13 protein-coding genes are annotated in these 19,397 nt (G+C 48.5%); 6 read left to right on the forward strand and 7 right to left on the reverse strand.

What is annotated here, in order from left to right; all coding sequences use genetic code 11:
• Nucleotides 1–34: 34 nt before the first annotated feature.
• Together BMZ54_RS09195 and BMZ54_RS09200 are read left to right on the forward strand one after the other, a co-directional pair.
• On the forward strand, nt 35–1,666 hold the full coding sequence (locus BMZ54_RS09195) for a sodium/sugar symporter (RefSeq protein ID WP_089909571.1): 1,632 nt from the start codon (nt 35–37) through the stop codon (nt 1,664–1,666).
• A gap of 364 nt (nt 1,667–2,030) precedes the next feature.
• Nucleotides 2,031–2,912 (forward strand): inositol oxygenase family protein, encoded by an 882-nt coding sequence (locus BMZ54_RS09200; RefSeq protein WP_089909574.1) that lies wholly within the window; start codon nt 2,031–2,033, stop codon nt 2,910–2,912.
• 74 nt (nt 2,913–2,986) lie between these two features.
• On the opposite strand, the gene idi is transcribed toward BMZ54_RS09200, so the two are convergent.
• From idi to BMZ54_RS09220, 4 genes are all read right to left on the reverse strand, one after another.
• Complete coding sequence (gene idi, locus BMZ54_RS09205; protein WP_089909577.1) at nt 2,987–3,499, reverse strand: isopentenyl-diphosphate Delta-isomerase; 513 nt, start codon at nt 3,497–3,499, stop codon at nt 2,987–2,989.
• Nucleotides 3,500–3,540: 41 nt separating this feature from the next.
• Complete coding sequence (locus BMZ54_RS09210; RefSeq protein WP_089909580.1) at nt 3,541–4,860, reverse strand: PA2928 family protein; 1,320 nt, start codon at nt 4,858–4,860, stop codon at nt 3,541–3,543.
• 134 nt (nt 4,861–4,994) lie between these two features.
• A complete protein-coding gene (locus BMZ54_RS09215) occupies nt 4,995–7,925 on the reverse strand; it encodes an FAD-binding and (Fe-S)-binding domain-containing protein (protein ID WP_089909583.1) in 2,931 nt (976 codons plus the stop codon).
• Between the two features lie 262 nt (nt 7,926–8,187).
• Entirely contained in the window at nt 8,188–9,093 is a 906-nt protein-coding gene (locus tag BMZ54_RS09220; RefSeq protein WP_089909586.1) for a DUF72 domain-containing protein, read from the reverse strand.
• A 76-nt stretch (nt 9,094–9,169) separates the two neighbouring features.
• Here BMZ54_RS09220 and BMZ54_RS09225 point away from each other — a divergent pair, with 76 nt between their 5' ends.
• The 3 genes from BMZ54_RS09225 (at nt 9,170) to BMZ54_RS09235 (ending at nt 13,652) form a co-directional block, all read left to right on the forward strand.
• Entirely contained in the window at nt 9,170–10,600 is a 1,431-nt protein-coding gene (locus tag BMZ54_RS09225) for a glycogen synthase (RefSeq protein WP_089909590.1), read from the forward strand.
• Nucleotides 10,601–10,765: 165 nt separating this feature from the next.
• Entirely contained in the window at nt 10,766–12,037 is a 1,272-nt protein-coding gene (locus BMZ54_RS09230; RefSeq protein WP_089909593.1) for a glucose-1-phosphate adenylyltransferase, read from the forward strand.
• Between the two features lie 148 nt (nt 12,038–12,185).
• A complete protein-coding gene (locus BMZ54_RS09235; RefSeq protein WP_089909596.1) occupies nt 12,186–13,652 on the forward strand; it encodes a glycoside hydrolase family 130 protein in 1,467 nt (488 codons plus the stop codon).
• A gap of 70 nt (nt 13,653–13,722) precedes the next feature.
• Here the strand turns inward: BMZ54_RS09235 and BMZ54_RS09240 are convergent, their stop codons facing one another.
• Nucleotides 13,723–14,757 (reverse strand): glycosyltransferase family 4 protein, encoded by a 1,035-nt coding sequence (locus BMZ54_RS09240; protein WP_089909599.1) that lies wholly within the window; start codon nt 14,755–14,757, stop codon nt 13,723–13,725.
• 227 nt (nt 14,758–14,984) lie between these two features.
• On the opposite strand from BMZ54_RS09240, the gene bshC reads away from it, so the two are divergent.
• Nucleotides 14,985–16,604, forward strand: coding sequence for a bacillithiol biosynthesis cysteine-adding enzyme BshC (bshC, locus tag BMZ54_RS09245; RefSeq protein ID WP_089909602.1), 1,620 nt, complete (start codon nt 14,985–14,987; stop codon nt 16,602–16,604).
• Here the strand turns inward: bshC and BMZ54_RS09250 are convergent.
• Nucleotides 16,593–16,772 carry a DUF3606 domain-containing protein gene (locus BMZ54_RS09250; protein ID WP_089909605.1) on the reverse strand — a complete coding sequence of 60 codons (180 nt, stop codon included), beginning with the start codon at nt 16,770–16,772 and terminating at the stop codon, nt 16,593–16,595. The two genes, bshC and BMZ54_RS09250, sit on opposite strands and share 12 nt — an antisense overlap.
• A gap of 74 nt (nt 16,773–16,846) precedes the next feature.
• Nucleotides 16,847–19,060 carry an FUSC family protein gene (locus BMZ54_RS09255; protein WP_089909608.1) on the reverse strand — a complete coding sequence of 738 codons (2,214 nt, stop codon included), beginning with the start codon at nt 19,058–19,060 and terminating at the stop codon, nt 16,847–16,849.
• Nucleotides 19,061–19,397 lie beyond the last annotated feature (337 nt).

Below are 19,397 nucleotides of genomic sequence, written 5' to 3' on the forward strand. Positions count from 1 at the left end.
TTATCTGCACATTTGTACACTTAGCACACCCGTTATGAATCATCTTCGTTTATCCGATTACTTGGTATTTCTGGTCTATTTCATTGTGGTAGCGGGTTATGGCTATTACATTTACCGCCGTAAGCGTGCGAATGTTACCAGCACCAAAGATTTTTTCCTGGCAGAGGGATCGCTGACCTGGTGGGCCATCGGGGCTTCCCTGATCGCTTCCAACATTTCTGCGGAGCATTTCATTGGTATGTCGGGTTCCGGCTTTGCGCTGGGGCTGGCCATTTCAACCTATGAGTGGATGTCGGCCGCCACGCTCATTATTGTAGCGGTGTTCTTTATACCCGTGTACCTGAAAAATAAGATCTATACCATGCCTCAGTTCCTGCTGAACCGGTATAACGGTACGGTAAGTACTGTCATGGCTATTTTCTGGCTGCTGGTATATGTGCTGGTGAACCTTACCTCCATTATTTACCTGGGTGCATTAGCGATAAATGCCATTTCGGGTATCAACTTTTTCTGGTGCATAGGAGGACTGGCGGTGTTTGCGGTTTTTGTAACACTGGGTGGCATGAAGGTGATCGGGTATACAGATGTAGTGCAGGTGTTTGTACTGGTGCTGGGTGGATTGGTAACCACTTACCTGGCACTGAACCTGGTATCCGAACACTTTGGTTTTGGTAAGAACATCTGGAAAGGACTGGCCATTATCAAAGACCAGGCGCCGACGCATTTTCACATGATCTTTGATAAGTCGCACCCCTATTATAAAGACCTGCCGGGCCTTTCCGTGCTTATAGGCGGTATGTGGATCAATAACCTGAACTACTGGGGCTGTAACCAATATATTATACAGCGCGCCCTGGGAGCTGATCTGAAGACAGCGCGGGAAGGTATTTTGTTTGCGGCCTTCTTAAAGCTGCTGGTACCGGTAATTGCCGTGCTGCCGGGTATTACAGCTTATGTATTGTACAAGAACGGGGTATTTACCCATGAAATGACGGATGCAGCCGGAGCGGTAAGACCGGACCAGGCCTATCCCACGCTCATGAACCTGTTGCCCCCGGGCCTGAAGGGGCTAGCCTTTGCAGCCCTTACAGCAGCTATAGTAGCGTCGCTGGCAGGTAAGGCCAATAGTATTTCCACCATTTTTTCCCTGGATATTTACAAACGTTACTTTCATAAAGAGGCTACGGAAAAACAGCTGGTGCGTGCCGGCCGTTATACCGTGATCATTGCAATGGGCATAGCCTGCCTGGTAGCGCCGGCCCTGCGTTCCCTGGATCAGGCCTATCAGTTTATCCAGGAGTATGTGGGCTTTATTGCCCCTGGTGTGCTGGCCATTTTCCTGTTGGGCTTTTTATGGAAACGCACTACCTCCACCGCGGCACTGGTGGCTGCCGTGCTAACCATTCCACTGTCCACTGTTCTTAAGTTCCTGCCGGTATGGACCAATGGCGTGTTCCCGGACTATGCTTTCCTGGACCGTATGAGCATTGTATTTGTGGTGCTGATAGGGTTGATGATCCTGATCACCCTGTTGGACCGCAGCAGTAAGTACATGCCGCGCATTATACAAATTGATAAGACAATGTTCCGCACCAACCCGGCGTTCATTGTAGGATCGGTTATTATTGTAGGGATCCTGACGGCGTTATATACTGTTTTCTGGTAGGCATTCCGGGAAAGGGATTAACCTGGCCGGATAAGGCGTTTTGAGTGCTGGTTGCAACTTGTTCATTATAAGTGCTTTATGAATTTGCTAATCGATTGCAAAAAAAGCTGGAAAAGCCAATTTAAAAGTTTAATTTAGAGTACACAATTCACGTAATTAACGGGGTAAGACCAACTGCCCTGTAAATAAGTACTCAGGTGTGAGATCGTGAGGTTTCATACGAACAATGAAAATTAAACTACTCAGGTAAAAGATTAATCATCACGTATGAATCGAAGATTCCATACGGCCAATGAAAAAATTAAACGCTCACGTATGAAACCGTAAGGTTCCATATGACCCGTAAAAAATTAAACGCTCACGTATGAAAGTGCAAGATCAATTCTCCGAAAAAGAGCTACAGCCACTCAACAGCATTGAACAATGGGAAGATGATGTGCTGCAACGTTATCCGGAAGGAGTAGAGCCTTCCAAAGCCAAAGAAGAATACCGCAATTACGATAATCCTCAACGGGACACCGTGCGGGAGTTTTACCGCCTGAACCACAAATACCAGACATACGATTTTGTACAGGAAAAGAAAAAAGAGTTCCTGCAGTTCAACCGCAAGGAAATGCCGGTTTGGAGTGCAATGGAATTTCTGAACACCCTGGTGGATGATTCTGACCCGGATATAGACCTGGACCAGCTGCAGCACTTGCTGCAAACGGCAGAAGCTATCCGTGCAGATGGCCATCCTGATTGGTTTGTGCTGACCGGTTTTATCCACGACATGGGCAAAGTGTTATGCCTGTTTGGCGAAGCGCAATGGGCTGTGGTTGGCGATACCTTCCCGGTAGGCTGCCAGTTCTCTGATAAGATCGTGTATCCGGAATTTTTTGCCAACAACCCGGACATTAACGATGAGCGTTACAATACCAAGTACGGTGTATATTCCCCTAATTGCGGTTTAAAGAACGTGCATATGTCATGGGGGCATGATGAATACCTGTACCACATTACTAAAGATTATTTGCCGGAGCCGGCTTTGTATATGATCCGCTATCACTCCTTTTACGCACAGCACAGGGAAGGCGCTTATGAGCACCTGATGGATGATCATGACCGGGAAATGTTTGAATGGGTAAAGAAATTTAACCCGTACGATCTGTATTCCAAAAGTCCGAAACCGCCTGTGGTATCAGAGCTAAAGTCTTACTACGAAGACCTGATCGCTAAATACCTGCCGGATACTATCCGTTTGTAGGTTTGTTATATAACGCAACTAAAAAAGCAGCGGCCAATTGCCGCTGCTTTTTTTATGGCTGATTAGTTTCAGCGTTATAATAATTCTGTTACCATTGGGAAAGCCACTTTAAACCAGTAGGTGAAACGGTCCGGCGTATCCCTGATCTGGCGGGTTATTTCAGCCAAAGGATAGAACGCGTATGCTGCCACCTCTTCCTCATCCGGGATTACGACGCCATCAAAAGTACCCAGGAACACATGATCATATTCATGCTCTGTTAAGCCATTATCAAAGGATGCCTGGTAAGTAAAGGTGAACAGTTTTTTAACCGGGCAATCAAATCCCATTTCTTCCTGCAGGCGGCGGTGTGCGGCCTGCTCTACTTCTTCGCCCGGCATAGGATGGCTGCAGCAGGCATTGGTCCATAAACCAGCTGAGTGGTACTTGCCGCTGGCGCGTTGCTGCAGCAGCATTTCATTTTTGCTATTCACAATGAATACAGAAAAAGCCCTGTGTAATAGCCCTTTCTGATGTGCCTCCAGCTTTTCCATGGTAGCCAGGGCTTCGTCTTGTTCGTTGACCAGGATTATATGGTTAGATCTCATATGCCAAAGGGTTTGAGGGAAAATGTGAGGTAAGGTAGGGATTAATGTTTTATCTGCCAAACCACTTTCCCTGTTCTTACATCAATGCAGGTAGTGTGCAGCATCCAGGTAAGCAGCAGCTGTTGCTGGCTAATATTGGCCCAGCGGAAGGTGAACTCCGGATTGCCGCTGGAAAATACTTCTTTAAAAGCATTGGTTTCTCTGGCATTGGATGCATCAAAAAATAGCCCGGTGAGGTTGCTTTGCCAGTGTAGCCGTAAGGGTTGTCCCGGCGCCCATTGCAGGGAAGAAAGCAGCAGGCCTGCATCTTTATTGGTAGAGGATGCCTGCAGCACAAAAAAGTTATCAGATCCGGCAAGCAGCAGCCGGTTGGTACCGCCGTGCAAGCTGCCGGAGGTAGCAGCTTTTCTAACCAGGTTGTCTATACGATCCTGCATATCGTGTATGGCAGTTTCCATACTGCGTATATTCGCGCCCGTTTTATTACGCCGCAGGCTGTCGGCCAGCATTTGCAGGGAATCTACCATGCTTTTTTGCTGGCTGATGAGCGATCTTACCTCCTGCATTTGCCCCGACTGCATTTGCTGCAAACGGCTCAGGTTCTTATCTACCAGGAAGCTGCCTTTCAGAAAACCGGGATCATTTTCCAGGCGCCGGCTACCATTTTCTATTACCAGGTAATTCCGCGGGCTGCCATCCAGGCGCAGTATAACAGAATCATTATAGGCGGTGTGCGATCCGGTAATATCGGGGTCATTGAGCGGGGGCAGCTGGTAGCTTACATCCGTGATCTTTTCCACTTTCAGGGTAACGGGGTTCAGCGCATAATGAAAACCCTGATCGTCACTGAGTATAATACCGCGGCCGGCATCATAACCATAGAACTGCGGCAGCTGGTACCATTCCGGGTTAGCCAGGTGCTCTTTCAGGAAAGAGGCCTGCAGCAGCAATTGATCGGCGCTGGCTTTTACTTTCAGTGTACGCGGGTCATAGGTTTGCAGGGTTACCTGCCCATTTTCATTTTTTCTCACGCACCACAGCTGGTTGCCCGTAAGGGCCAGCAGCAGGCAGGCATCCTCTGATTCTCCGCCAAAAATGGTGCGGGCCAGGAGATGGCCATCCTTTACATCATAGGCAGAAAGACGGGTATTGGTAAAACCGCTTATGCGCATGTAGCCGCGGCCGGAGCTTTTGGAAGTGGCATGAAATACTTTTTCGTGTGTTATCAGCACCTGGCCGGCACTATCCGTATACAGGTACTCACAGATAATACCATCTGCGGAGCCGGTTTTATCTGATTTGAAAAAGCAGCCGCTAAGCAAAAACAGGAATGCAATAGGGAGGACATAGAGCCTGATCATATAACAATTTAATGAAAATTATGAAGGCTTGCACCCCTGAGCGCAATTTGCAGGCGTTTAAATATTTTAGATATTTCGCTGTTCAACGGCTTTCGCACCAAACTGCGGAAACTATTGCAGTAGTAACAGCTGGCTTATACCAGGGCCGCATGCAATATTTCCACCGGGTGCAGCGCTATTTTGCCCGTACCATCTTTTACCTGGTGCCGGCAGCTGGTGCCGGGAGCGGCTATGAGCGTATCATCCGTCGCATTGCGTACCGCCGGGAACAATACCAGCTCACCTATTTGCATAGACAGGTCATAGTGTTCTTTCTCATACCCGAAAGAACCCGCCATGCCGCAGCAGCCGGAAGGAATAATTTCCACGCTGTAATTAGCAGGCAGAGAGAGTATTTTTTTACTGTGCAGGGGAGTAGATAAGGCTTTCTGCTGGCAATGCCCATGCAGCTTAATATGCCTTTTTTCCTGCGTGAACTGCTCGGGGTGGAATGCGCCACGCTCTGCGGCCAGTGACAGGAACTCATCTACCAGGAACACATTCTTTGCCAGCTGTTTAGCTGCTTCACGGTAGGGTTCCTGTACCAGGTCAGGATACTCATCCCGGAAGCTCAGGATGGCAGAGGGCTCTATGCCCAGCAGGGGCGTATCTTCCGTAATAACGTCTTTGAATATACGTACCTGCTGTTCCGCAATTGTACGCGCTTTACGCAGCAAACCTTTTGACATTAAAGCACGGGCGCTTTGGGGATGATCGGTCATGCGCACCTCGTACCCTAATTTATGCAGCAGCTGCACGGTTTTAATGCCAATGCCGGTATCGTTGTAGTTGGTAAATTCGTCGCAGAACAGGTACACGGCCGGCGCATTGGCAGGGAGGGCTGTTCTTTCCTTAGGCCATTGCCGTTTGAACCAGCTTTTTAAAGTAGTGGTATGCAGGCCTGGTAAGGAGCGGTCTAATGCAAAACCGGATACCTTTTTAATAAGGCTGCTGGTAGCTTTATTTTTCACCAGCCAGTTATAAATGCCGGGTGTGATGGCTGCCAGGCCATTCAGGCTGGTATAATTGCCGATCATTTTAGCGCGGAAAGGCACGCCATTGGCATCGTGATAATGCTGCAAAAATTCCATCTTCAGTTTGGCCATATCCACGTTGCTGGGGCATTCCGATTTACAGCCCTTGCAGGCCAGGCACAGGTCCAGCACATCATAGATCTCCTTATGGTCAAAGCGGTTCTCCTTGTTGGAATGCGTCAGGAACTCACGCAGGATGTTGGCCCTTGCACGGGTAGTATCCTTTTCATTACGGGTAGCCATGTAGCTGGGGCACATGGTGCCGCCGCTCAGCTGCGTTTTACGGCAGTCGCCTGATCCATTGCACTGCTCCGCATGCTGCAGCACGGTTTGTTCCGGGAAGTGGAAAATGGTTTGCAGCGCTGGTACCTGCTGGCCCGGCTCATACCGCAGCATACTGTTCATAGAAGGTGTGTCTACGATCTTGTGCGGATTAAAAATGTTCTCCGGGTCCCAGGTGTATTTCAGCTGGCGTAACAGCTCATAGTTTTTATCGCCTATCATCTGGCGGATGAATTCCCCGCGCAGGCGGCCATCCCCATGCTCCCCGCTCAGGGAGCCCTGGAACTGCTTTACCAGCGTAGCAATTTCCTCTGCTATTTTACGGAACAGTAAGTTGCCTTCTTCCGTTTTCAGGTTAATGATAGGGCGTAAATGTATTTCCCCGCTGCCGGCATGTGCATAATGCACGGCGTAGAGGTTGTATTTTTTTAAGATCTCATTGAATTGGCGAATATATTCCGGCAGGTCCTCAATGGCAATGGCGGTATCCTCTATCACCGGCACGGCCTTTTCATCGCCCGGCAGGTTGCTGAGCAGGCCCAGGCCGGCTTTGCGCAGGGTCCAGATCTTTTTGGTATCCTCCCCGAACAGCAGCGGAAAGTGGTAACCTAAACCGGCCGCCTGCAGCTCCTGCTGTAAGCGTGTAGCTATTTCCGTTATTTCCTCGCGGGTGTTGCGGAGGAACTCTACTACCAGGATGGCGCCGGGATCGCCCTGTACAAAAAAGCGGTTCTTGCTTTGTTCAATATTATCCTTGGTACACTCCAGTATATAATGGTCTATCAGCTCACTGGCGCTGGGCTTGTATTGCATGGCAATAATATTAGCCCGCAGTGATTCGTCGATGGTATTAAAATGTACGCACAGCAGCCCGGTTTCTTTAGGCGGCAGGGGAGAGATGTTGAGCTTTATTTCTGTTAAAAAGGCCAGCGTGCCTTCTGAACCGGCAATGAGCTTACAAAAGTTAAAATCTTCTGTGCCGGCGGTAAAAGGTGCTGTTTCCAGCAGCAGGTCTACCGCATAGCCGGTATTACGGCGGGTAATGCTTTTCTTGGGGAACTGCCGGCGGATCTCCTCCTGGTTAGAGTGGTTGCCTAAGATGGAGCGGATCTGCTGGTAAACTTTGGTTTCCAGGGAACCATCGCCGCGTTCACAGCGGGCATGAAATTCATCCGGGGAAATGGTGTTGAACACTGCTTCAGAACCATCGCTCAGCAAAGCCTTTACTTCCAGCAAATGCTCGCGGGTGCTGCCATATACTACGGAGTTGGAGCCGCAGGAGTTATTGCCCACCATACCGCCTATCATGGCGCGGTTGGCAGTAGAGGTTTCGGGTCCGAAATAAAAGCCGTAAGGTTTCAGGAACATGTTCAGCTCATCGCGCACCACGCCGGGCTGCACGCGCACCCATTTTTCCTCCGGGTTTATTTCCAGTATGCGGGTAAAATTCTTGGATACATCTACTATAATACCGTTGCCTACCACCTGGCCTGCCAGCGAAGTACCGGCTGTACGGGGTATCAGGGAGGTTTTGTTTTCACGGGCAAAGGTGATCAGGCGTTTTATATCTTTTTCATGCGCCGGAATGGCTACTGCCAGGGGCAGCTCACGGTATGCCGAAGCATCCGTGGCATATAAGGTACGCATCGTATCATCATCATAAAGGGCGCCCTCCAGTTCCAGGGCCAGTTGCCGGAGCTTATCTCGCATATCAGACCATTATTCCGCCGCGAAATTATGAATAATTACGAATTATCAATTACGAATTACGAATGAGGTACACAACATGATAGAATTTTTTCAAAAAAATGCAAATGGAAATAAAAAATATCTAACGCTTCTTTACTTACCATGTAAAAACCGGCACTCTAATATTTCCCACCCAATTCGTAATTATTCATATCATAATTACTTTCAATGGCATTCATGTCCCGCTTCGACGGGATCGTAATTCGTAATTGACAATTCGTATTTAAAACAGTTTATTATCATTCACAAACTTCGGCCTTATAATCTCAATCCCGCATACCTCCTTCATCTTATCCGCCAGGTACACGCTTAGTTCCGGGGAGTAGGCTTCATCGTGCATATGCATAAAAAAGTACAGCTCCTTCAGTCCATGCTCCAGCCAGTAGCGGATACGGTTCACCCAGTCATCAATACGGGTGTAATCCGTGGGGTGCAGGCTGTTGCCCACAAAACGGATAAATGCGCTGGGTACGGTCAGGTGCATATGCGCACAGTCGCGCCGGCCGGAGGTATCGGTGATCAGCAGGCCTACCTTTAGCTTCTGCAGGGTTTGCAGCAGCTCCATCCAAATGCCTTCATCACTGAACCATTGCGGGTGCCGCACTTCCACGAACCATTGCAGGTCCTTGGGAAGCGAGTCCAGGTATTGAAAAAGCTGGTCTTTCCGGTTGGGGGAGAACTTATCGCTTACCTGCAAAAAAATAGGCCCCAGGTGTTCTTCAAACGCCAGCACCCCTTCCAGGAAAGCGGTGGTTTGCGGGCCGGCATTGGTTAGCTGGCTGTAATGGCTAATAGCCTGCGGCACTTTAGGGCAGAACTTGAATTTATGCCCACTGGCCTTTGCATCCCATTTGCGGATGGCATCCGGTTCATAGATCTTGTAATGGGTAGCATTTAGCTCAATGCTGTTGTAGTGGTGCACATATTCATCCAGGAAGTTAGCCTCCTTGGTGCCTTTGGGATAGATCTTACCGATCCATTCTTTACGGCCCCATTTGGCGCAGCCTACATATATTTGCGGCTTCTTTGCCGGCTGGCCTTTCAGTACTTTTTTGTTAAAAACAGGCTCTGCGGCCAACTTGAAATCCAGGTCGTTCAGCAGGGCCTCGTCTACACGTCCAAAGTCCATAAATTAATTTTGAGAGTTCTTTGTTTTTATAGTTTTTCTAAGGTAACTTAAAAGTATGTATCAATAAATAAATAGCATGGAAGTTATACACGTTAGCGCGGAATGTTACCCGGTAGCCAAGGTTGGAGGATTGGGGGATGTGGTGGGCGCCCTGCCCAAATATCAGTTTGAGGCGGGCTGTTATGCAAAAGTAGTGATGCCCGCATATAGAACCCGTTTTTTTGAAACCCACGAATTAGAGATCGTACACCAGGCCGGCATGTTCCTGGGGCCTTACTGGTACCACTTTAATGTCTGGAAAGAAAAGCACAACACTTTAGGTTTTGACCTTTACCTGGTAGACGTTCCCGGCCTGCTGGATACAACCGGTGTGTACGGGTATTACAACGATACAGAACGTTTTTTAGCTTTTCAGATAGCTACGCTGGACTGGATCAACGAGTGGCGGCATAGCCCCGATGTGATACATTGCCATGACCACCATACCGGGTTAATTCCCTTTCTGATGAGCAATGGGTATAAGTATGCCCGGCTTAAAAATGTGCCTTCAGTTATAACAATTCATAATGCACAGTACCAGGGCCAGTTTGGCTGGGACCGGCAATACCTGCTGCCTTCCTTTGATTCCTGGAAAGGCGGCCTGCTGGATTGGGCCGGCGCCATTAACCCCCTGGCAGCAGCTATTAAATGCGCCTGGCGGGTAACCACCGTATCGCCCAATTACCTGGAAGAGATGTTTAACTCCGCCGCGGGCCTGGAAAGCCTTTTTAACTATGAGCGCGGCAAGTGTATAGGTATTTTGAACGGTATTGATACCAAGGTATGGGACCCTGCAACAGACCCTATGTTAACGGCTAACTATGACGCCTCTACGCTGGTAACCGGTAAAGAGGAAAATAAGCAGGCCCTGTGCCGTGAGTTTGGATTAGACCCTTCTTTGCCGCTGATCTCCTTTATTGGAAGGCTGGTGGGGGAAAAGGGCGCCGACCTGTTACCGGATATTATTGGCCGTTCCCTGTATGAGCTGACGGGCCGGGTGAATTTCCTGGTACTGGGAAGCGGGGACCCCCATGTGGAATGGTCTCTACAGCAAACCCGGCAATATGTAGAAGATCACCTTAATGTATATATCGGTTATAGCGAATCTTTATCACACCGTATTTATGCCGGCAGCGATTTTCTGCTGATGCCCTCCCGTGTAGAGCCCTGCGGGCTTAACCAGCTCTATGCCCTGCGTTATGGCACAGTACCCATTGTAAGAAGTGTAGGCGGATTAAAGGATACGGTTACGGATATTGGCGATAAAAACGGTTTTGGCATACGTTTTATACATGCAGCAGTATGGGATGTATGCAGGGCAATAGGCCGGGCAGTATCCTTGTACGAAGATCAGGAGGTTATAACCCTGCAGCATATACGACAATACAGCATGCAGCTGGATCATTCATGGGACAGCGCAGCACAGGAATATCTGGATGTTTATTTAAGCCTAACGCAGAAAGCTTAACGCCTAATGCAGAAGGCTTAACGCTGATTGAAGCGATTATATGTTCAATGCATAAGCCTTTATTGATCAGTTTAGCTATCGAAGTATAAGCGTTCAGCATTAAGCATTACCTTTGAACCGTTGACCGCCAGCCACTTGCTTACAATGAAAAATTGAACATAATATATGTCTAACGCAATCATTTCCCTGATATTGGGCGGAGGAGCCGGAACAAGGCTGTATCCCCTTACACGCCGCCGTTCAAAGCCGGCAGTACCCCTGGCCGGTAAGTACCGGCTGGTGGATATACCTATTTCCAACTGCCTGAATGCTGATATGAACCGTATTTTTGTGCTGACGCAGTATAACTCTGCTTCTTTAAACAAGCATATTAAAAATACCTATCACTTCAGCCATTTCAGCAAGGCTTTTGTGGATATACTGGCCGCAGAGCAAACCCCTGATAACCCCACCTGGTATCAGGGTACGGCAGATGCGGTAAGGCAGTGCCTGCACCATATTGATAATTTTGAATTTGAATATGTGCTCATCCTCTCCGGTGACCAGCTGTACCAGATGGATTTCCGGGACATGCTGCAGTTTCACGTAGAATCCGGCTCGGAGATCACCATTGCCACCATACCGGTAAGCGCCAAGGATGCCTCCGACTTTGGGATCTTAAAAACAGACCCCAAGGGATTGATCACTTCCTTTACAGAAAAGCCCAAGCAGGATGTGTTAGGCCCCTGGTCATCGCCTGTGAGCGAGGAAATGCAGGCAGAAGGCCGCATTTACCTGGCTAGTATGGGTATTTACCTGTTCAGCCGGCAGGTGCTGTACGATCTGCTGAACGGGCAGGAAACCTCCACCGACTTTGGTAAAGAGCTGATCCCGTATGCCATTAATGCGGACTATAAAGTAATAAGCTATCAATACACCGGGTACTGGACAGACATTGGTAACATTTGCTCTTTCTGGGAAGCCAACATCGGGTTAACGGATGACATCCCCAAGTTTAACCTGTTTGATGAATCACATACTATATATTCCAGGGCACGTATGCTGCCGCCGGCCAAGATATCTGCCAGGCTGAATAAAACCGTTATTTCAGACGGTTGTATTATATTGGACAGTACGCTGGAACGTTGTGTAGTAGGAATCCGTAACCGTATAGGGCGTGGATCTGTGATCACAAACTGTTACATAATGGGGAGCGATTACTACCAAACGCTGGAAGAGCTGGAGAGAGCCAGGGCAAAAGGCCATCCACCCATGGGCATTGGAGATGATTGTCATATCAATAACGCTATTATAGATAAGAACTGCAGCATTGGCAACGGGGTGAAGATCAATGTGGGAGACCGCCTGCCGGATGGCGAGTTTGAAAAATATACCGTGAAGGATGGGATCGTGGTAATAAAAAAGGGTATGGTATTGGAGGATGGATTTGTGATCTAGGCGGCCGATAGGGCCATCTTTGCTTATGTGTTGTGCAAATGAATTTGCGCGGAATTGATAATATAATTACGCGCATATTTATTTGCACATTTTTGTATTAGTACCTTTACACCTTCATTATAAAAAATTGCAGCAATAAAAGCGAAGTATGCGACTGACCATAGAACGACAAAACACGAAAATCTATCCTGATCTAAAGAGAGTAGTAGCACGCTTTTTCTTTAACGGCGATGCCCGGGCCAAAGCCATTATAAGCCAGGTAGGCGGTATGACAGACGTAGAAGTTGCCGCCACGCTCACACCTTTGCTCCGCGAGTTCTCCCGCCGCCACCGTAACGTAACCCGGATCTTTGAAAAGCATTGCGACCGGGTAAAACACCTGTTCACCTCCCAGGGCATCAACTATGATGAGGTGGATTACAAAAAGCGACTGCTGATCGGCTCTTATTTTACCAATGAATATTCCATTGAATCGGCTGCGTTCTTTAATCCTTCCCTGATCGAAGACCTGGACCAGAGCGGGCTGGAAGAAGGAGAAAAACGCGTGATCATCAGCTTCCGCGCAGTAGGTGAGGGCCATATTTCCTCCATTGCGTTCCGCCATGGGGTTATTAACCGGGACAACGAGATCTTTCTGACCCCACCGGGTAACTATGTAGAGGAGGCAGATATCATCCGTAACTCCCTTTACCAGAAACAGGGCTTTTTCCAGAATGCGGTATCCATTCGCCTGCCGGACTCCGTGATGCGGGAAGTGCAGAGCAGCCTGTCAGATACATTTGAATACCTGTCGCTGAAACGCGTGATCCGTGATATGCAGCAGCGTTACCAGGTAGATCACCTGATCAAAAAGGCATTGGAAAGGCTGTTATGGCTGGCAGATTCTTACTACGAAGTGAACTTTTCACTGGATACAGATATCTCTGACCGTATCATATTTCCTTATTCAGAGTCTGAAACGCGTGGCATTGAAGATGCCCGCTTTGTAAAGTTTGCCGATAACAATGGCGATATTATCTATTACGCCACTTACACAGCGTATGATGGTATCACCATTCAGCCCAAGCTGCTGCAAACCAAAGATTTTTACAACTTTAAAATATTGCCGCTGTATGGCGAGGGTGCGCAGAACAAGAACCTGGCGCTGTTTCCCCGCAGGATCAATGGTAAGTATGTGATGTTATCCCGTATTGACGGTATTAATAACTATATCATGTACTCCGATAAGATCAACATCTGGGAAAATCCGGAGATCCTGCAAACACCGAAGTATCCCTGGGAGTTTGTACAGATCGGCAACTGCGGATCGCCCATTGAAACCTCAGAAGGGTGGCTGCTGATCACCCATGGGGTAGGGCCTATGCGTACCTATTGTATAGGCGCCAGCCTGCTGGACCTCAATGATCCTAAAGAAGAAATAGGCCGCCTGAAAGAACCGCTGCTGGTGCCAACCAAGGAAGAAAGAGAAGGCTATGTGCCCAATGTATTATACTCCTGCGGATCTATGATCCATAACCAGGAGCTGATCATCCCTTACGGCCTTTCTGATTATGCCACCGGTTTTGCCACGGTAAACCTGGAGCATTTGCTGAACAGGATTAAACAGGATGGATAAATGTGCGGATATGCCGGTGGGTTTTGGATGTGGAGATGGGATTGTGGGATGAAGGGCGCGCCTGGTGGCGCTACTGTGGGGTTGAAGCGGGTGTTTTACCATTAAGGATCTGTTCATATAAGGCAAGATAAGCTTCCACCATTTTTTCCTGGCTGAACTGCGCTTTGGCGTAGGTATGGCAATAGGTACGGTCAATAGTATGCAGCGATTTTATGCTGTTAATAGCCTGCTGCATATTATTTACCAGGAAACCTGTTTTGCCATGCTGGATAAGCTCCGGCATAGAACCGCGCTGGTAGGCAATTACAGGCGTGCCGCATAACATGGCTTCTGCTACGCTGAGGCCAAAAGGCTCTTCAAAATAAATAGGGTGCAGCAGGGCTTTGGCGCGGCCTAATACCCGGTTGCGTTCTTCCCCGCCCACTGCGCCTACAAATACCACTTCTTTCCCGTCAATGAATGGCTGCACCTTTTCCCGGTAATATCCTTCATCCTGTATAATACCGGCAATTACCAGGCGGTGGTTGGTAGCCAGGGCAATCTGTATCGCGTCAAACGTGCCTTTATCAGGATGAATGCGCCCAAAATACAGCAGATAGTCCTCCGGTTGGGTTTCCAGTGAAAATTCCGCGGTGCGTATACCATTATATATATTGGCGGCGTATTGCAGCTCCGGGCTGCGGTTGGCATAGCTGATGGATACATAATGGTTTACATCGTTAAACCGGGCATATACGGGAATGATCCTGGGAGAGGAAAAGCCATGGATAGTGGTAACCATAGGCGTAGGTATTAACCGCGACCAGGTAAGGGGCAAAAAATCAAAGTGGTTATGGATAATGTCAAATTCCCCGGCCTGCTCCATTAAGTAACTGATATGCATACACTCCTGTACTTTGGCGTCCAGCGTTTTATCCTCTTCATAGCCCTGCGGGCAAATAGCAGCCAGGGTACCGCCGGTAACGGAATTGGCGGTGGCAAACAAAGTAACTTCCTGACCTTTAGCTACTAACCCTTCTGCCAGGTTAGAAGCCATTTGTTCCCAGGGGCCGTAATGTTGGGGAGGTGTACGCCAGGCCACGGGAGAGAGTATTGCAATTTTCATGAATTACAGATTTCAATTACGAATTATTCAATTACGAATTACGAATGAGGACTACGAGTAAGAAATTGACTAAGAAAATATGAATTAGGTTTAGCACGTTTCGTACCAACTCTCAATATAAGCGCAATTATTCATCATTTTGTCCCCGCCTCTCACCGTTCATCGTAATTCGTAATTCCTAATTCGTAATTTATTATACCTTCGTGCCTTCAAAGGAAGTAAGGAGCATGGATCAATCAGTATGCAACAGTGTACCCTACAGTGAAACCGGCTATTTCAGCCAACTGGTACTCGATTTTTTGGCAGAACATCCGCATATCCGATCTTTTTATACGCACCCGCCACTGCATGCCGACCTGGATGCGCTGATACACGCTAAAAAAGCGCAGCCCCTGCAAAGGGATGTGCTGGTGATGGCCCTGCAGGCGCAATATGCCGGTTTAGAGGTGCATGACGCAGTAAAAGAAAACATTCGCCTGCTGGAGCAGCCAGGCACCTTTAGCATTTGTACGGCCCACCAACCCAATATTTTTACCGGTTACCTTTATTTTGTTTATAAGATCTTACAAACCGTAAAGCTGGCGGCTGATTTTAAACAGCAACGCCCCCAGTACAATTTTGTGCCGGTGTATTACATGGGGAGTGAGGATAATGACCTGGATGAACTGGGCAGCATTTACCTGAACGGTAAAACGCTTACCTGGCCTACCACGCAGGCCGGCGCCGTAGGGCGTATGCGTCCCGAAGGGCTGGAGGAGCTGATTGTGCAGATAGAGTCCCTGCTGGGCTATGGTAAACATGCAGAAGAGCTGGTGCAGCTGTTACGAAATGCCTACGGGCAGCATGATGACATTCAGAAGGCTACCCTGTACCTGGTAAATGCCTTATTTGGCCGCTTTGGACTGGTAGTGCTGATACCCGATACCCCGCTGTTTAAAAAACAGTACATACCGGTTATGAAAGAGGAGCTGTTACACCAAACCTCCTATAAGCTGGTAAGCGATACCATTGAGAAAATATCACAACATTATAAAGTACAGGCCAATCCCCGGGAAATAAACCTGTTCTACCTTACGGATAACAGCCGGGAACGGATTGTAAAAGAAGGGGAGCAGTGGAAGGTTTTACACTCCAATATTGCATTCACTGCTACGCAGCTGGAAGAAGAGCTGTACAACCACCCGGAGCGTTTTAGCCCTAATGTGATCCTGCGCGGGATGTTGCAGGAAACCATTTTACCCAATATTGCCTTTATTGGCGGTGGCGGTGAAATTGCTTACTGGCTTGAGCTGCAGGCTTTATTTGCCCATTACCGTGTGCCGTACCCTATGCTGGTGATGCGCAATTCCTTTTTACTGGTAGATGCGGTGTCACGAAAATGGCTGCAGAACCTGGGCTTATGTATTAAAGACCTGTTTGGCAATGTAAATGAGCTGGTAAATAATTTTGTGCTGCAGCGTACCAATGCCTCGCTGGTATTGAAAAAGGAATATGATGCGCTGGAACAGCTGTTTGATGAGCTGGAAGCTAAAGCGCGCAGTATAGATGTAACACTGGTATCCAGCGTGGGCGCTGAAAGGCAAAAAGCTATTAAAAGCATTGGACGCCTGGAACATAAATTCCTGCGGGCAGAGAAGAAAAAGTTTGCCTGGCAAACAGACCAGATCAGGCAGCTGCGCGATAAATTATTTCCCGCTAACTCCCTGCAGGAGCGCAAAGAGAACTTTATGCCCTGGTATATTCATGAAGGCAGCGCACTGTTTGACAGGATACTGGCTAATATGCAGCCTTTATCCGACCAGCTGCAGATCATTTATGAGCAGGATAATAAGGAGCTATTGCCTTGACCGGATGGCATTCTCAATATCCTCCCTTTTTTCTCCTACCTCGTTTATTGTTTTCAGGATCTCTTCCTTGGTAACCTTCAGCTCTTCTGAAAGGTACTCTACATGGTCATCCCTCAACGGATCAATAATTTTAAGATCCTGGAAGCTTGTGGCATTATTGTCAGGCATGATCAGTTCTTTTTAGGTTGTTGAATACCTGTATGCGTACAAATACAATGCCTGCGGGTTGCGGATGACAACGCTTAGCTCATAGCTTTCTTCATATCTTTCAGCACTACCAGGATACCGTGCAGCTGGTCGCGCACCTGCTTGGTTTCCAGCATCTCATCCCGTACCGGCGTTTCCCCCTTTCCCTGGTTGATCTCTGTTTGCCGTTGCTGGATAAGACTTTCCACATGAATATCCAGTGTTTCAAAAGCTTCAATATTGCCGGGTAGTTCCGGCAGGGCTGCGCCGGGTTGCTGAGTAAGCTGTATGATCTGGTCCATGTACTGCAGCAGGTAATGGGCTATCAGCTGGTACTCCGGTCGCGGAAAACGCACGCTTTGGCCCAGGCCATAGGCTGCCAGCGCAGCAATACGGGAGGTAAGGGTGTGGTTCAATACCACAAAGTGGTACAGTTTGGAAGTATTTTTCTGCTGGCTCTTAGGTTCGCTTAACATACGCTGAAAGGCCGCCATGAGGTTGGCGGTATGTACATAGGTGTCTTTACGGGCCAGCTTGTATTCCGTAACGGACATTTGCAGGTTGGTGTAAAGCTTTATAACCTGCTCAAAATATTGTTTGTTGGCCGTTATCATTTTCTCCATGTAGCTGGGCAGGTACTTATGCTCCCAGCTGGGCCACAGGATAAGGTTGGCCACAAAAGCCAGGCTGCCGCCAATAAAGGTATCCAGCACCCGCTGGGTGGCATACCGCAAGTCGGCCGGGTGCAGGAAATGCAGCAGGAAAATAACAAAGGGTGTGGTAAAGATCACGCTGATGGTGTACTGGTACGTCATAAACGTATAAGCGCCCAGTATGCACACCAGCATAATAATAAAAATGGTGGTGGGATTGCTGGTAAGCAATAATACGGTTATGGCAAACAAAGCGCCTATAACGGTGCCGATTATACGCTGGTAGCTACGTGACTTCGTTAATCCGAAACCTGGCTTCAGGATCACCACTATGGTGAGCAGGATCCAGTACACGCGGTCCAGGTGTAACAGCAGCCCCAGTATATAGCCTGTTACAGTAGCCAGGCTTACGCGTACGGCATGCCGGAAAATGTGCGATTGAAAAGTAAGGTTATCACGGAAGGTCTCAAAATCGTACCGGTTGCTGGTGGTAAAGCGGGATAGCTCTAACCGCGGGTCAATGGTAGTATCTTTCAGTCGTTCTAGGCGGGTAAGGCGGTGCAGGTTATACATGCGCTCTGCCATATCCTGCAGGTTGCCCAGAATGTTGGTGAGGGTAATAAGGCGGGTGCGCTCCCGCAGGGTGGGCAGGGTTTTACGGATCTCCCCAACGGCCTGCTGTACCTTTTCAATATCGTGCCGCAGGTTGGCGTGGGGCATGGAACGCTGCCCGGCCATAACGGCAAGGCCTATATCTTTCAGCTCCTGTGCATATTCCAGGATAAGGTGATGGAATTTTTCCAGGATATTTTGTTCCCCGAAGTTCTGTTGCAGCGCTTTATAATCGATCTGCGAAGCCATGATCTGCTCCTGCAGGTCTACCAGGTCCAGGAAAATGAGCACCATGCTTTTGCTGATGCTGCTGGTACCCTGCTGGGCGGAGCGCCTTTTGAGCAGCAGCTCACGCACTGCTTCCTGTTTCTCATTAACCAGCACCTGTTGTTCCAGTACGGATTTATAGGTTTCATCAATATCCGCATCCTTTACATAAAAACCGGCGCGCAGCTCCAGGTAGCGGGCTGTTTCCAGTATGCATTCCCCTAACGTTTGCTGTACATTCAGGTAAGGGCGTATTTGCCAAAGCACCAGCGCCAGCAGCCCGTGCCACAGGCCGCCCAGCAGCACCAGCCCGCTGTAGTGCAGGGTTTCCGTGAGGTTTTCCTGTGGATCGCCCAGCATAATGATCATTACCAGCAAACAGGCTATGCCTATATTGCCGCCCCGGTTGCCATAGACCAGCAGCATGCTGAAGAAAAAACAGCAGACAATGATCCAGGGGGCCATAATATAAGGGTAGGGCGATGCCAGCCCCGTGCCCAGGGCTGTCAGGAAAATTAAGGCAATGCTGATGAATGCGCCGTTCCGTTTATGGATAAAGGTGCCCGGCTGGTCTGACAGGGCGGCGCATAATGCACCCGTAGAAATGGCAATACCCATTATCAGCTGGCCCATACTCAGGCATACCAGCGAAGGCACTACTACGCTGATGGTTGTACGAAGCCCATTGCTGAAATGGTAGCTTAATATAAAACTCTTAATTTCTGTAAGCCAACGCATGGGTAATTACGGATTGTCAATTACGACCCCGCCAAAGCGGGGCATGAATGCCATTGAAAATAATTATGATTATGAATAATTACGAATTGAGTACCGCGATTTGCTGTCCCCCTATTTTAATTCGATATGCAAAGGTAGGAGTTAATGCGGAACGCTGAAGGCTTAATGCTGGATGCTTAACGCTTATCGCCGAATGCTCAAAGCCAGCGCCTGATGAAGTTCACAATATATTGAACATTAAAGGATTGATATAAAATATAACCACAAAGCCCGGATATATTTCCACTATACGCTGCATTAAGCGTTTAGCGTTCGGCGTTAAGCATTCAGCATTCTC

Origin of the sequence: Chitinophaga rupis, from assembly GCF_900109685.1 — a bacterium.
Classification (GTDB): domain Bacteria; phylum Bacteroidota; class Bacteroidia; order Chitinophagales; family Chitinophagaceae; genus Chitinophaga; species Chitinophaga rupis.

Excerpts from the sequence above, each read along its gene's own strand:
- BMZ54_RS09230 (WP_089909593.1), top strand. The coding sequence starts at position 10,766 with ATGTCTAACGCAATCATTTCCCTGATATTGGGCGGAGGAGCCGGAACA.
- BMZ54_RS09255 (WP_089909608.1), bottom strand. The coding sequence starts at position 19,060 with ATGCGTTGGCTTACAGAAATTAAGAGTTTTATATTAAGCTACCATTTC.
- BMZ54_RS09195 (WP_089909571.1), top strand. The coding sequence starts at position 35 with ATGAATCATCTTCGTTTATCCGATTACTTGGTATTTCTGGTCTATTTC.
- BMZ54_RS09250 (WP_089909605.1), bottom strand. The coding sequence starts at position 16,772 with ATGCCTGACAATAATGCCACAAGCTTCCAGGATCTTAAAATTATTGAT.
- idi (WP_089909577.1), bottom strand. The coding sequence starts at position 3,499 with ATGAGATCTAACCATATAATCCTGGTCAACGAACAAGACGAAGCCCTG.
- BMZ54_RS09215 (WP_089909583.1), bottom strand. The coding sequence starts at position 7,925 with ATGCGAGATAAGCTCCGGCAACTGGCCCTGGAACTGGAGGGCGCCCTT.
- BMZ54_RS09225 (WP_089909590.1), top strand. The coding sequence starts at position 9,170 with ATGGAAGTTATACACGTTAGCGCGGAATGTTACCCGGTAGCCAAGGTT.
- BMZ54_RS09210 (WP_089909580.1), bottom strand. The coding sequence starts at position 4,860 with ATGATCAGGCTCTATGTCCTCCCTATTGCATTCCTGTTTTTGCTTAGC.
- BMZ54_RS09235 (WP_089909596.1), top strand. The coding sequence starts at position 12,186 with ATGCGACTGACCATAGAACGACAAAACACGAAAATCTATCCTGATCTA.
- BMZ54_RS09220 (WP_089909586.1), bottom strand. The coding sequence starts at position 9,093 with ATGGACTTTGGACGTGTAGACGAGGCCCTGCTGAACGACCTGGATTTC.
- BMZ54_RS09200 (WP_089909574.1), top strand. The coding sequence starts at position 2,031 with ATGAAAGTGCAAGATCAATTCTCCGAAAAAGAGCTACAGCCACTCAAC.
- bshC (WP_089909602.1), top strand. The coding sequence starts at position 14,985 with ATGGATCAATCAGTATGCAACAGTGTACCCTACAGTGAAACCGGCTAT.
- BMZ54_RS09240 (WP_089909599.1), bottom strand. The coding sequence starts at position 14,757 with ATGAAAATTGCAATACTCTCTCCCGTGGCCTGGCGTACACCTCCCCAA.